At 71.9% G+C, this 12523-nt stretch carries 12 protein-coding genes; 4 read left to right on the top strand and 8 right to left on the bottom strand.

Annotated features, from left to right (window positions below; genetic code table 11):
• Positions 1-34: 34 nt before the first annotated feature.
• On the bottom strand, positions 35-1072 hold the full coding sequence (locus OG514_RS37670; RefSeq protein ID WP_266902711.1) for an NAD(P)-dependent oxidoreductase: 1038 nt from the start codon (positions 1070-1072) through the stop codon (positions 35-37).
• 100 nt (positions 1073-1172) lie between these two features.
• Positions 1173-1862, bottom strand: coding sequence for a 1-acyl-sn-glycerol-3-phosphate acyltransferase (locus tag OG514_RS37665; RefSeq protein WP_266903085.1), 690 nt, complete (start codon positions 1860-1862; stop codon positions 1173-1175).
• Between the two features lie 79 nt (positions 1863-1941).
• On the opposite strand from OG514_RS37665, the gene OG514_RS37660 reads away from it, so the two are divergent.
• Together OG514_RS37660 and OG514_RS37655 are read left to right on the top strand one after the other, a co-directional pair.
• Positions 1942-2973 carry a DUF3048 domain-containing protein gene (locus tag OG514_RS37660; protein ID WP_266902709.1) on the top strand — a complete coding sequence of 344 codons (1032 nt, stop codon included), beginning with the start codon at positions 1942-1944 and terminating at the stop codon, positions 2971-2973.
• Between the two features lie 112 nt (positions 2974-3085).
• Complete coding sequence (locus tag OG514_RS37655) at positions 3086-4882, top strand: SpoIIE family protein phosphatase (RefSeq protein WP_266902707.1); 1797 nt, start codon at positions 3086-3088, stop codon at positions 4880-4882.
• A gap of 183 nt (positions 4883-5065) precedes the next feature.
• Here OG514_RS37655 and OG514_RS37650 read toward each other — a convergent pair whose 3' ends face one another.
• The 5 genes from OG514_RS37650 to OG514_RS37630 form a co-directional block, all read right to left on the bottom strand.
• Complete coding sequence (locus OG514_RS37650; protein WP_266902705.1) at positions 5066-5278, bottom strand: hypothetical protein; 213 nt, start codon at positions 5276-5278, stop codon at positions 5066-5068.
• Between the two features lie 182 nt (positions 5279-5460).
• Positions 5461-6411: a cytochrome c oxidase assembly protein gene (locus tag OG514_RS37645; protein ID WP_266902703.1), complete on the bottom strand. Its 951-nt coding sequence runs from the start codon at positions 6409-6411 to the stop codon at positions 5461-5463.
• Between the two features lie 103 nt (positions 6412-6514).
• The gene (locus OG514_RS37640) at positions 6515-7540 is read right to left on the bottom strand and encodes a 6-phosphofructokinase (protein ID WP_266902701.1); all 1026 of its coding nucleotides are present in this window, start codon (positions 7538-7540) and stop codon (positions 6515-6517) included.
• Between the two features lie 170 nt (positions 7541-7710).
• The gene (locus OG514_RS37635) at positions 7711-8439 is read right to left on the bottom strand and encodes a type 1 glutamine amidotransferase (protein WP_189803859.1); all 729 of its coding nucleotides are present in this window, start codon (positions 8437-8439) and stop codon (positions 7711-7713) included.
• 19 nt (positions 8440-8458) lie between these two features.
• On the bottom strand, positions 8459-9706 hold the full coding sequence (locus OG514_RS37630; RefSeq protein WP_266902698.1) for a MurT ligase domain-containing protein: 1248 nt from the start codon (positions 9704-9706) through the stop codon (positions 8459-8461).
• 126 nt (positions 9707-9832) lie between these two features.
• Between OG514_RS37630 and def the strand changes: the two genes are divergently transcribed.
• Complete coding sequence (gene def / locus OG514_RS37625) at positions 9833-10393, top strand: peptide deformylase (protein ID WP_266902696.1); 561 nt, start codon at positions 9833-9835, stop codon at positions 10391-10393.
• A 39-nt stretch (positions 10394-10432) separates the two neighbouring features.
• Here the strand turns inward: def and OG514_RS37620 are convergent, their stop codons facing one another.
• A complete protein-coding gene (locus OG514_RS37620; protein WP_266902694.1) occupies positions 10433-11080 on the bottom strand; it encodes a TetR family transcriptional regulator in 648 nt (215 codons plus the stop codon).
• 163 nt (positions 11081-11243) lie between these two features.
• Here OG514_RS37620 and OG514_RS37615 point away from each other — a divergent pair, with 163 nt between their 5' ends.
• Positions 11244-12461, top strand: coding sequence for an acyl-CoA dehydrogenase family protein (locus OG514_RS37615; RefSeq protein WP_266902692.1), 1218 nt, complete (start codon positions 11244-11246; stop codon positions 12459-12461).
• Positions 12462-12523 lie beyond the last annotated feature (62 nt).

Genomic DNA, 12523 nt, shown 5'->3' with positions numbered 1-12523 from the left:
AGGGGAGGGACAGCCGTCCCTCCCCTCATCCGTGTCACCCCCGCGACGCCAGCCAGGCGTCCTCCGCCGCGTAGTCGAAGAGATCCACCCCGTACTTCGCCAGATTGGGGAACGCCTCCCGCCACTCACGGCCCAGAACCCGCTCGGTCAGCCACGCGACCGTCTCCGGCAGCGAATCCGCGTACGACACCACCGGCCTGTACCCCAACTCCCGCTCCGCCGCCGCCATGTCGTAGACCACGGAACGCGGCGCCGTCCACGGGGTGGATCCCACGATGTCCTGCGGCGGTGCGCCCTCGATCAGCACCGTCTCGCTGCTGACACCCATGACCGCGTCGATCGCCGCCCCGATCTCCGCCACCGTCGGCGCCTCGGGGTCCCCGCCGTTCAGCACCCGGCTGCCCGGGTTCGCCGCCGCCAGCCGGACCAGCTCCGCGAGGTTGTCCACGTGCACCGGGTGGAAGCGCGAGGTGCCCTCGTACGCGAGCAGGCGCACCGGCCGCCCGTCGAGCGCCCGCTTCACGAACCACAGCTCGCGCGGACCCGGGGAGTACGGCCCGTGGATCGCACCCGGCCGCAGCACCGTCGTCGGCAGCGCGTCGCCCGCCGCGAGCAACTCCCGCTCAAGGGCCACCTTCCGGGTGCCGTACGTGCCGTCGCCGGGCGCCACCGTCCGCCAGTCCTCCGGGATCGGCAGCGGATAGTCGGGGAAGCCGTCCGGCCGGTCCTGGGTGTCGAAGCTGCGCCCCCGCGCGTCCTCGTAGACGGCGCCGCTGGACACCACCACCGCCGAACCGATCCGGTCCGCGAGCCCCGTCAGCTGCCGCCCGTGCCCGGCGTCGTACGCGACGATGTCGACGAGCACGTCGACACCCTCGCCCAGGCCCGCCGCGAGCGCGCCCTCCCCGGTCCGGTCGAGCGCCACCGACCGGACCTCGTCCGGCCACCTCTCGTCCCTGCCGCCGCCCCGTGAAGCGGCCGTCACCTCCCAGCCGTCCGCGACGAGCGCCCGCACGGCCGCCCGCCCCACTTGTCCCGATCCACCCAGAACGAACGCGGTTCCCTTGGTCATGATCGTGACGCTACGGCCGCCCGGTGCGGCGGCCCAGGGGTTTGCGCCGAGCGCGGATCCGCTCACAGCGTCCGGGGCGCGGGAACTCTCCCGCCACGGCTCAGCCCTCCGCCTCCGCCTCCGCCGCCTTCACCACCGCCGCGTAGTCGTCCACGTACTCCTGGCCGGACAACCGGAGGATCTCGTACATGATCTCGTCCGTCACCGCACGGACCACCGCCCGCTCACCCGCCGACCCGGCGAACCGGGAGAAGTCCAGCGGCGCCCCGAACCGGATCGTGACCCGGCGGATCCTCGGCACGACCTTCCCCGGCGGCTGGATCTCGAAGGTCCCCACCATCGCGCAGGGCACCACCGGCACCCCGGCCGTCAGCGCCATCACCGCGACGCCCACCTTCCCCTTGTAGAGCCGCCCGTCGTGCGAGCGCGTCCCCTCCGGGTAGATGCCGAGCAGCTCGCCCTTGTCGAGCACACCGAGGCCCTCCCGGATCGCCGCCTTCCCCGCCTCCTTGCCCGAGCGGTCGACCGGGATCTGACCGGCCGCCCGGAAGAAGGCGGCCGTCAGCCGGCCCTTGATCCCCGGCCCCGTGAAGTACTCCTGCTTCGCGAGGAACGTGATCCGCCGGTCGAGGACGACCGGCATCAGGAAGTGGTCCGAGAAGGAGAGGTGATTGCCCGCGACGATCGCCGCACCTTCCTCCGGGATGTGCTCAAGACCCTCGATCCGCGGCCTGAACAGCAGCTTGAGGAGCGGTCCGAGCAGTACGTGCTTCATCAGGTGGTAGAACACCCGCGACCCCCGTTCGTCGTCCGTCAAGCCCGTTGTATCCGTGCGAGGGCCCGTGGTCCACTGGTGGGGGAGCGTCATCATGACGGGCGAGCGCGGAACCAGGCGCCCCGGCCGCGTCATCACCGCGCTGCTGTGCGCGGTGGCGGCGGCCGGGCTGTACGGCTGCTCCGACTCGGGCCCGCCGGAACCGGCCCCCACGCCGACTCCCGTGCCGGCCACCACGAGCCCCGCGCCCGCCACCACGACACCCGCCCCGACCGGCCTCTCCCCGTTCACCGGGCTCCCGGCGCGACCCGCCCCCGTCCTCGCCGTCAAGATCGACAACGTGGCCGCCGCCCGCCCCCACACCGGACTCGACGCGGCCGACCTGGTCTACGTCGAGCAGGTCGAGGGCGGCCAGACGAGGCTCCTCGCGGTCTTCTCCTCCCAGCTCCCGGACCGGACAGGTCCCGTCCGCAGCGCCCGCGAGTCCGACATGGAGCTGCTCGCACAGTTCGACGACCCGGCACTCGCCTACTCCGGCTCCCAGACCGCCCTCAAACCGCTGCTCAAGGCGGCGCCGCTGCACGCACTGCCCCCGGAGGACGCGCCCCGGGCCTTCGCCCGCAGCGCGGCCCGGCCCGCACCCCACAACCTGTACCTGCTGCCCGGACGGGCCCTCGCGGCGGCCCCCGGAGCCGGCCTGGCCCAGGACATCGGCTTCCGCTTCGGCCCGGCTCCCGAGGGCGGTACCCCGGTCCACGAACGCACCGTGCGCTATCCCGCCGCCCGGTACACCTTCACCTGGGCTCCGGCGGACAAGGCCTGGCGGGTCGCGATGGACGGCCGCCCGGCCCGGACCACCGACGCCGGGCCGCTGAAGCCGGCGACCGTCGTGGTCCAGTACGTCGACATCCACCCCTCGCGCTTCCACGACTTCCTCGGCAACGTCTCCCCGTACACCGAGACCGTCGGCAGCGGCACCGCGCTCGTCCTGCGCGACGGGCGCGCCCACGAGGCCCGCTGGTCGCGGTCCTCGGCAACGGCGGGCACGACGTTCACGACCCCGAGCGGAGCGCCGATGACCTTCGCCCCGGGCCAGGTCTGGGTGGTCCTCGCGCCGCGGCCGTAGACGACGAGGGGCCAAACGAATACCGGCCAATCCGTATGTCTGTGCACAACGGCCCCTTCCGGTGCATGCTGTGCATCACGATGCGTCACGTACCCGTCTGGAGGCCGAGAGAGTGTACGGCGGCAACCGGCGACGGCGCCTGACCAGCAGGGCCACGGCCGGAAGCAGCGCGGCGCTGCGCTCGGCCGTGCGTCGCGGGAGGCCCGGCCGGAACGGCGAAGGAGCCGGCTTCGACCCGCTCTCCACCCGCGGACGGCTCGCCTGGCTGAATTCGGCCAGCGCCAGCATCGGGACCACCCTCGACCTGGAACGCACCGCCCAGGAGCTGGCCGAGTTCACCGTCCCCGACTTCGCCGACGGCGCCGCCGTGGACATCCTGGAGGACGTCCTGCGGGGCGAAGAGGGCTCCCGGTGGACGGGCACCGGCATCCCCCCGACGCGCGCGACCGCCATCTCTGCCATCGAGTCGCTGACCTCCCTGGAGCCCACGCCCGTGGGCGAGACCTCCGTCGTCCGCGTGGAGCAGCACGAGACGCTGCTCCACCGGTACTGCCTGCGGCAGGGGAGACCGGTCCTCCTGAGCCGCATGCGGGAGGACGACTTCATCAAGGTCGCGCCGACCCGGAGCGCCGCGGACAAGATGCGGGCCGCCGGGGTGCACAGCTACCTGGCGGTGCCGCTGATCGCCCGCGGGCTGCTCCTGGGCAGCGCCGACTTCGTGCGCGGTCCGGGGACGCCCCCGTTCTCCTCCACGGACCTGGCGCTCGCGGAGCAGCTCGCCTCGCAGGCCGCCGTCTTCATCGACAACGCTCGGCTCTACGGGCGCGAGCGCGCCCACGTCGTCGCGCTGCAGCGCAGCCTGCTGCCGCGCGCGACGCCGGTCACCCCCGGACTACGCGTGAACGCCGAGTACGCGCCCTCGGCGGCCCAGCACGGGGTGGGCGGCGACTGGTACGACGTGATGGCCCTGCCCAGCGGCCGTACGGCCCTCATGGTGGGCGACGTCATGGGGCACGGTCTGGCCGCCGCAGCGACGATGGGGCGGCTGCGCGCGGTCGGCCGCACCCTGATCGCCCTGGACATGGCTCCCGAACGCGTCCTGGCCCGGCTCGACCTCGCCACCCGGGACCTGGAGGACGAGCAGGTCGCCACCTGCCTCTGTGCGGTCTACGACCCGGTCGACTCCACGTACACGCTCGCCAGCGCGGGTCATCTGCCGCCGCTGCTGCTCGACGGACGGGGCGGCGCCGACTTCGTGGACGTGCCGGTCGGCGCCCCGCTCGGCGCGGGTGTCATCCCGTACGACCCGGTGCGCCTGACCGTGCCGGAGAGTGCCCATCTGGTCATGTACACGGACGGCCTCGTCAAGTCCCGCCACGCGGACCTGGACCATCAACTGGACCTCCTGCGGACAGCGGCGCGCGGCCTGGGGCCCGCAGCCCTGGAGAGCGGCGGACTAGTGGAGCAGGCGCCGGCCGGTGCCTCGCGCTTCGACGAGGCGGTGCTCCTCGGAGCGACGACCACCCCGGCCGACCCGGCCGACCTCCGTGTCTGGCGGTTGCCCCAGGAGGGTCGGGCCGCGTCCGTGGCGCGGGGCCTGGTCACGGACCAGCTCGCCGCGTGGGGCCTCGCGGAGCTGGCCGACGTGTGTGAGCTCGTCGTCTCCGAGCTGGTCGGCAACGCGCTGCGCTACGGCAACGGCCCCGGTGAGCTCCGGCTGCTGCGCGGTGACCGGCTCGTCGTGGAGGTCTCGGACACGGGCCCCGACCTGCCTCAGATCCAGCACGCGGACCTCAGCGACGAGGGTGGCCGGGGCCTCCAGCTGATCAACATGCTGTGCCGCAGATGGGGATCCTGCCGCACGGTCTCGGGCAAGGTCGTCTGGGCGGAGCAGAACCTGCCGTCCTGAGGCGGACCTCGGCCGGACATGACCTTCGCGCCGGACGGTCCGGCGTGACCTTCGGCGCCGGACGGCCGGACGTGACCTTCGGCGCCCATGGCCCGACCGGGCCGCCGGGGCAGAGTCGGCCTCGCCGGTCCGCTCAGGGTCCGCCCGGGGACACCCACCTCGCCGGACCGCCCAGGGACATCCCTAAGGGCGTGCGGCCCCCGGGCCGGCCGGTGGCCGTGGTTGCGGACCGGACGGGGTCGCGCTGTCCGACGCGGCCAGGCCGATCGTCGCCACGGCGAGCACCACCGAGCCGAACCAGAGCCAGCCGCTGCTGCCGAGCGCCACCGTGTAGGCCGTGGTCAGCACCACCGCGGCGCAGGTGAGCACCGCCATCGTCTTCGTGCCACCGGACATCAGTCCGCCCTCCTCCCGACCGAGATCGTGGAAGCCGTCCAGGCCATGGTCACCCCCCGAGAGGGGCGCGCGCTACTCCCCGGACGCTCCGGCGTGCGCCGGAAACGGAACCGGGCCCGGTGTCGACCTCGTACGAGGTCGACACCGGGCCCGGCAAAGGACCGCTCACCGCGCGCGGATCGTCACCGACCACCGGTCCGGAGCGAGGCGAGGTACGCGTTGTACGCCTCCAGCTCCTTGTCCCCGTCCCGGTCGGCGGCCCGGTCCAGACGGACCGCCTGTCGCTGCTCGGAGTGGTACCACTGGTAGACCAGCGCGATCAGCACCAGCACCGACGGGATCTCGCTGAACGCCCAGGCGATGCCGCCCGCCGCGTTCTGGTCGGTGAGGGCGTCGATCCCCAGCGAGACCGGCGGGCTCTGGTACGTCTTGACCATCGGCTCCGAGGCCATCATCAGCGCGATGCCGAAGAAGGCGTGGAACGGCATGCCCGCGAACAGCTCCAGCATCCGCATCACGTAGCCCGGCCGGTGCGGACCCGGGTCGACGCCCATGATCGGCCAGAAGAAGACCACGCCCACCATCAGGAAGTGGACCATCATCCCGATGTGGCCCGGCTTCGAGCCCATCAGGAAGTCGAAGAGCGGCGTGAAGTACAGCGCGTACAGGCTCGCGATGAACATCGGGATCGTGAAGCCGGGGTGCGTGATCACCTTCATGTACCGGCTGTGCAGCAGCTTCAGGAGCAGCTCGCGCGGCCCCGTCGAGCCCCGGCCCGCCACCGGCAGCGCCCGCAGGGCCAGCGTCACCGGCGCACCGAGCAGCAGCAGGATCGGTGACAGCATGGAGATCACCATGTGCTGGACCATGTGCACGCTGAACATGACCATGCCGTAGTCGTTGAGCTTGGTGCACATGACGAGCGCGATGGTCAGCACGCCGACCGCGAAGAACACCGTCCGGCTCACCGGCCACGCGTCCCCGCGCCGCCGCAGCCGCGCCACGCCCCAGCCGTACAGACCGAGCGCCGCGAGGCAACCGATCAGGAAGAACAGGTCGGGAGAGAACTCCAGGCCCCGTCCCAGCGTGAACGGCGGCAGATCCGTGGTCATGCCGTGCCCGCTGTGATCCATCGTGTGCACTCCTGGAGCCCGATTCGCGCTTGTTGTCCGCACCAGACTAGAACCGCCCCCGGCCGCGACTGCGACCGGGGGCGGTGTCACGCGCGGGCGTGGCTCAGATCACGCACTCGGCCTCGGCGTAGCGGTCGGCGGGGACCGTCTTGAGGCTCTCCACGGCCTGGGCCAGCGGGACCATGGTGATGTCCGTGCCGCGCAGCGCCGTCAGCATGCCGAACTCGCCGCGGTGCGCGGCCTCGACCGCGTGCCAGCCGAAGCGGGTCGCGAGGACCCGGTCGTACGCGGTCGGGGTGCCGCCGCGCTGGACGTGACCCAGGATCACCGGACGGGCCTCCTTGCCGAGCCGCCGCTCCAGCTCCACGGAGAGCTGGTTGGCGATCCCGGTGAAGCGCTCGTGGCCGTAGATGTCGGTGCCGGCGGTCTTGAACTCCATCGAGCCCTCACGCGGCTTCGCGCCCTCGGCGACGACCACGATCGCGAACCGCTTGCCGGCTTCGAACCGCTCGCCGACCCGGGCGGTCAGCTCGTCCATGTCGAAGGGACGCTCGGGGACCACCACGGCGTGCGCGCCGGCGGCCATGCCGGAGTGCAGCGCTATCCAGCCGGTGTGACGGCCCATGACCTCGACGACGAGGACCCGCTGGTGGGACTCGGCGGTGGTCTTCAGCCGGTCGAGGGCCTCGGTGGCGACGGTCACGGCCGTGTCGAAGCCGAAGGTGACGTCGGTGGAGGCGATGTCGTTGTCGATGGTCTTCGGGACACCGACGATCGGGAGGCCCGCTTCGGACAGCAGGTTCGCCGCCTTGAGGGTGCCCTCGCCGCCGATCGGGATGATCGCGTCGAGTCCCAGGTCGGCGACATGGCCGCGGGCGCGCTCGACGCCGTCGACCAGGTGCGCGGGCTGGACCCGCGAGGAACCGAGGATGGTGCCGCCACGGGCCAGGATGCCGCCCACCGCTTCGAGGTCGAGCTTGCGGTAGTCGCACTCCAGCAGGCCCTTCCACCCGTCGAGGAAGCCGATGACCTCGTCGCCGTGGTCGACGACGGCTCGGTGCACGACGGAACGGATGACAGCGTTCAGACCGGGGCAGTCTCCGCCGGAGGTGAGCACGCCAATGCGCATAGCCCAAAAACCTTTGCAACGTGGGCCGACTCCCGGACCACGTCGTCCGGCTGGATCCCCGCCACCCTATCGCCGCAGGGTGGCGGGGCCGAACCGGATGTCCGCACAGTGGACAACGTACGTTCGTACGAGGGACCAACGGCGGTGCGTGTGTTGCCTTCGGACCTGTCCTAGGCGGGCTGCGTGGCGGCCGCGATGCGCTCGGCGCGCAGTGCCTCGTACCAGCGGTCGTCGGTCGGCGGCAGCGCGTTCACATCGAGGGCCAGCTTCAGGAGCAGGTCCGCGATCTGCGGGTTTCGGGCCATGACGGGGCCGTGCATGTACGTACCGAAGACGGTGTCGTTGTACGCGCCCTCGGTGCCGTCGCCGGTCCCGTTGCCGTTGCCGAAGACGGTCCGGGCGAACGGCCGGGCCGTCGGGCCGAGATGGGTGATGCCCTGGTGGTTCTCGAAGCCCGTCAGCTGGGGGAGGCCCAGTCGCGGGTCGATGTCCGCGAGGACGTCGCCGACGCAGCGGGCGCCTTCGCCACGCGTCGAGATCACGTCGATGAGGCCGAGACCGGCCTCGCGCTCGCCGAGGTCGTTGATGAACTCGTGGCCCAGGATCTGGTACCCGGCGCAGACCGAGAAGATGATCGCGCCGTTGGAGGCGGCCCGGCTCAGGCCGCCGTCCCGCCGCAGCCGCTCGGCCGCGAGCCGCTGCGGACGGTCCTCGCCGCCGCCGATCAGATAGATGTCGCCCGAGGTCGGCACCGGCTGGTCGCTTCGGACGTCGACGCGCTCGACGCTGAGGCCGCGCTGTTCGGCACGGCGCTGGACGACGAGGACGTTGCCCTGGTCGCCGTAGGTGCTGAGCAGGTCCGGGTAGACCCAGACCAGGCGCAGGCTGCTGTCACTCATGCTGCAAGTCCTCTACGGGTCAGTTGCCGACGCGGCGGCGGACGTCCTGGAAGGCGGTGTAGTTGGCGATCAGCTCGATCTGCCCGGGCGGGGCCATCGCGACGGCCTCGTCCAGCGTCTCGCAGACGCGGAAGTCCACACCCGCGACCTCCAGGCGGACCGCGAGGTCCAGCTTCCGGTCGCCGATCACCATGATCGGGTGGCCGGCGAGCCGGCCGTAGTCCACGTCCCACAGCCAGGAGGTGTCCGTGCCGTCGGCGCCGCGCGCGTTGACGGAGAGGATCACCGGAGCGGGCGGCCCGTCGATGAGGGAAAACGTTTCGAGCCAGCCGGCCGGGTTCTTCGCGAGCAGCAGACGCAGCTCACGGCCCTGGAAGGACACGACGTCGTAGCGTCCGGCGACGGCCTGCACCTGGTACATGCGCTCCAGGGCCACCTGCGGCGGCACCCCGAAGACGGCGGCGACGGCGGCCGAGGTCGCGGCGTTCGCCTTGTTGGCGCGGCCGGGCAGCTGCAGACGGATCGGCCAGGCCGAACCGTGCGGGTCGAGCACGTGGTCGCCGCTGAGCGCCCAGCTCGGCGCGGGACGGCGGAAGCCGCACTCGCCGCAGAACCAGTCGTCGCCCGGTCGCTGCATCACGCCGCCACAGGCGGGGCACGACCAGGCGTCGTCCTTCCACTCCTGGCCCGCTGCCACCCACACCACGTTCGGGGAGGAGGAGGCGGCCCACACGATGAGCGGGTCGTCGGCGTTCGCGACGACGACGGCCTTCGTGCCGTTGAGACCCTCGCGCCACTTCTCGGCGAGCATCCGGGTCTCGGCGGCACGGTCGAGCTGGTCGCGCGAGAGGTTGAGCAGCGCGATCACCTTGGGCGTGGTGTCACGGGCGACGCCGGCGAGGTATTTCTCGTCGACCTCGATGACGCCGAACTTGGAGTCCGAGCCGCCGGCCAGCGCCGAGGTGATGCCGGCGGGCATGTTGGCGCCGAGGGCGTTCGAGACGACGGGGCCGGCGGCGCGCAGGGCCTCCGCGATCAGCCGGGTCGTCGTCGTCTTGCCGTTGGTCGCCGACACCAGGACGACGTCCAGATGCTGTGCGAGCCGGCCGAGCAGGTCGGGGTCGAGCTTCAGCGCCACCTTGCCGCCGATCACCGATCCGCTGCCGCGTCCCGCCGCACGCGACACCGCGGCCGCGGCCCTGCCCGCCGTCACGGCCAGCTTGGCGCGCGGCGACAGCGGCTCTGGATTACCGGGGTGTCCTGACATCGTTCTTGTTCCTCCTTGCGTCGGTCCGGGCTCAGCCTATCGAGATCCGGCCAGCAGCCCGAACAGCGGCACCGCCGAGCGGCCGCGCGAAACAGCCAGGTCACGGCGGACCGTACCCTTACCGCCATGCGAAACCGCCCCATCCCCGGCAGTTCCGGTCAGGTCCGAGCGATGACTCTGCTCGGCGACCCCGTGCTGCACACTCCCTGCGCGCCCGTCACCGACTTCGGGCCCGAACTGGCCCTGCTCGTCGAGGACATGTTCGCCACGATGTACGCGGCGAACGGCGTCGGCCTGGCGGCGAACCAGGTGGGCGTGGGCCTGCGCGTCTTCGTGTACGACTGCCCCGACGACGAGGAGACCCGCCACCTGGGACATGTCGTGAACCCGCGCCTGGTGGAGGCGGACGGCGACCTGTTCCGGGGTGCGGAGGGCTGCCTCTCCCTGCCGGGCCTTGAGGCCCCGACGCCTCGTTACGACCGTGCGGTGGTCGAGGGCGTACGGGTGGACGGGACTCCGGTACGGGTGGAGGGCACGGGTTTCTTCGCCCGCTGCCTCCAGCACGAGACCGATCACCTGGAGGGCGGGGTCTACGCGGACCACGTCACGGGGTGGCGCAAGTCACGTCTGATCCGCGCGATCCGCAAGCAGCCGTGGGGGAGCGGAGTCGGGGTGCTGGAGGGCTGACGGGGGCCGGAAGTCCGAGGGGCCCGGAGGCCTCACTCCCTAGAACCCGGGGCCGCCCGGGAGGTCCGGTGCCTGGGCGAGCCGGCCCCACAGGAGGTCCGCCAGGCTGCGGACGAGGTCGGCGCGGGAGCAGGGGCGCTCGCCGAGCCACCAGTCGCCGGCCGCGTGCATCATGCCGACGATTCCGTGTCCCCAGATCCGGGCCTGGGCCTCCGCGCCGGGGCCGAGGTCGACGCGTTCGGCGATGACCTGGCCGAGCTCCTCGCCCATCCGCCGGAGCAGCGGGGCGGAGTGGCGGCCCACGTCGAAGCCCTGCTCGGTCTGGTGCGGCTCCTCCGCGGGGTGCATGAGGAAGCGGTAGACCTGGGGCATCGCCTCGATCGAGGCGAGGTAGGTGTCGAGGGTGGACTCGACGCGGCGACGGCGGTCGGAGGGCGCGTCGAGCGCGGCCCGCAGGGCGGCGAGGAGGGCGTCCGTGTGCCGGATGGCGAGGGCGCGGTAGAGGCCGCCCTTGTCGCCGAAGTGGCGGTAGAGGATCGGCTTGGTGATGCCGGCCTCGGCCGCGATCGCGTTCATCGACGCCTTGGGGCCGTCCCGGAGCACCACCCGGTCCGCCGCCTCCAGCAGTTCGCGGCGCCGCTGTTCGGCGGGCGTCTGCTGGTCGGTGGTCCGGTGTGCGATGTCCATAAGCGTGTCTCCCCGCCCGTGCGATTCCGTGAGGCTGTCGCAACGTAACACCCGGCCGGTCCTCGGTGCCGGTCGGGCCGAACCGCTTCCCCGCAGGTTGACAGCTTGTACCCGCCGGTAACACACTGGTGTTACCGCAAGTAACGTACAGCTGGGAGGGAATATGGGCGAGTTCACGCTCGAACTCAACGATGACCAGAAGCAGGTCCGCGACTGGCTCCACGGCTTCGCCGCCGATGTGATGCGCCCCGCGGCCGCCGAATGGGACGAGCGTGAGGAGACTCCCTGGCCGATCATCCAGGAAGCGGCCAAGATCGGCATCTACTCTCTCGATTTCTATGCCCAGCAGTTCTTCGACCCGACGGGCCTCGGCATCCCCATGGCGATGGAGGAGCTCTTCTGGGGCGACGCCGGCATCGCGCTCTCCATCGTGGGCACGGGCCTCGCCGCCGTCGGCGTGCTCGCCAACGGCACCGAGGAGCAGATCGGCACCTGGGTCCCGCAGATGTACGGCGACGCCAACGACGTCAAGGTGGCCGCGTTCTGCTCGTCCGAGCCCGACGCCGGCTCGGACGTCGCCTCGATGCGTACCCGCGCCGTCTACGACCAGGCCACCGACGAGTGGGTGCTCAACGGCACCAAGACCTGGGCGACCAACGGCGGCATCGCCAACGTCCACGTCGTCGTCGCCGTCGTCGACCCCGAGCTCGGCTCCAAGGGCCACGCGTCCTTCATCGTGCCGCCGAACACCCCCGGTCTCTCCCAGGGCCAGAAGTTCCAGAAGCACGGCATCCGGGCCTCCCACACCGCCGAGGTCGTCCTGGAGGACGTCCGCGTCCCCGGCCACTGCCTCCTCGGCGGCAAGGAGAAGCTGGACGAGCGCCTGGCCCGGGCCCGTGAGAAGGCCAAGGCCGGTGGCGGCGAGCGCGTGAAGAACGCCGCCATGGCCACCTTCGAGGCCTCCCGCCCGGCGGTCGGCGCCATGGCCGTCGGCACCGCCCGCGCCGCGTACGAGGTCGCCCTCGACTACGCGAAGACGCGTGTCCAGTTCGGCCGCCCGATCATCGAGAACCAGGGCGTCGCCTTCCAGCTCGCCGACATGGCCACCCAGATCGACGCGGCCCGCCTCCTGGTCTGGCGCGCCTCCTGGATGGCGACGGCCGGCAAGCCCTTCACCGCGGCGGAGGGCTCCATGTCCAAGCTGTACGCGAGCGAGGTCGCCAAGAAGGTCACGGCCCAGGCCATCCAGATCCTCGGCGGCAACGGCTACACCCGCGAGTACCCGGTGGAGCGCATGCACCGCGACGCGGCCATCTACACGATCTTCGAGGGCACCAGCGAGATCCAGCGCATGGTGATCAGCCGGGCCATCGCCAAGTAACCGCCCGAGGCCGATCCGGCTCTGCGGAGGGTCCTGCCCTTCCGGGCCACCGCAGAGCCGGC

Source organism: Streptomyces sp. NBC_00572, assembly GCF_026341815.1.
In the GTDB taxonomy this organism is placed as follows: domain Bacteria; phylum Actinomycetota; class Actinomycetes; order Streptomycetales; family Streptomycetaceae; genus Streptomyces.
This window is presented reverse-complemented; position numbering and strand designations above follow the sequence as displayed.

What these genes read in the sequence shown, in the direction of transcription:
- OG514_RS37670 (WP_266902711.1), bottom strand. Translation starts at nt 1,072, where the DNA reads ATGACCAAGGGAACCGCGTTCGTTCTGGGTGGATCGGGACAAGTGGGG.
- OG514_RS37660 (WP_266902709.1), top strand. Translation starts at nt 1,942, where the DNA reads ATGACGGGCGAGCGCGGAACCAGGCGCCCCGGCCGCGTCATCACCGCG.
- OG514_RS37650 (WP_266902705.1), bottom strand. Translation starts at nt 5,278, where the DNA reads ATGTCCGGTGGCACGAAGACGATGGCGGTGCTCACCTGCGCCGCGGTG.
- OG514_RS37645 (WP_266902703.1), bottom strand. Translation starts at nt 6,411, where the DNA reads ATGGATCACAGCGGGCACGGCATGACCACGGATCTGCCGCCGTTCACG.
- OG514_RS37640 (WP_266902701.1), bottom strand. Translation starts at nt 7,540, where the DNA reads ATGCGCATTGGCGTGCTCACCTCCGGCGGAGACTGCCCCGGTCTGAAC.
- OG514_RS37635 (WP_189803859.1), bottom strand. Translation starts at nt 8,439, where the DNA reads ATGAGTGACAGCAGCCTGCGCCTGGTCTGGGTCTACCCGGACCTGCTC.
- OG514_RS37630 (WP_266902698.1), bottom strand. Translation starts at nt 9,706, where the DNA reads ATGTCAGGACACCCCGGTAATCCAGAGCCGCTGTCGCCGCGCGCCAAG.
- def (WP_266902696.1), top strand. Translation starts at nt 9,833, where the DNA reads ATGCGAAACCGCCCCATCCCCGGCAGTTCCGGTCAGGTCCGAGCGATG.
- OG514_RS37620 (WP_266902694.1), bottom strand. Translation starts at nt 11,080, where the DNA reads ATGGACATCGCACACCGGACCACCGACCAGCAGACGCCCGCCGAACAG.
- OG514_RS37615 (WP_266902692.1), top strand. Translation starts at nt 11,244, where the DNA reads ATGGGCGAGTTCACGCTCGAACTCAACGATGACCAGAAGCAGGTCCGC.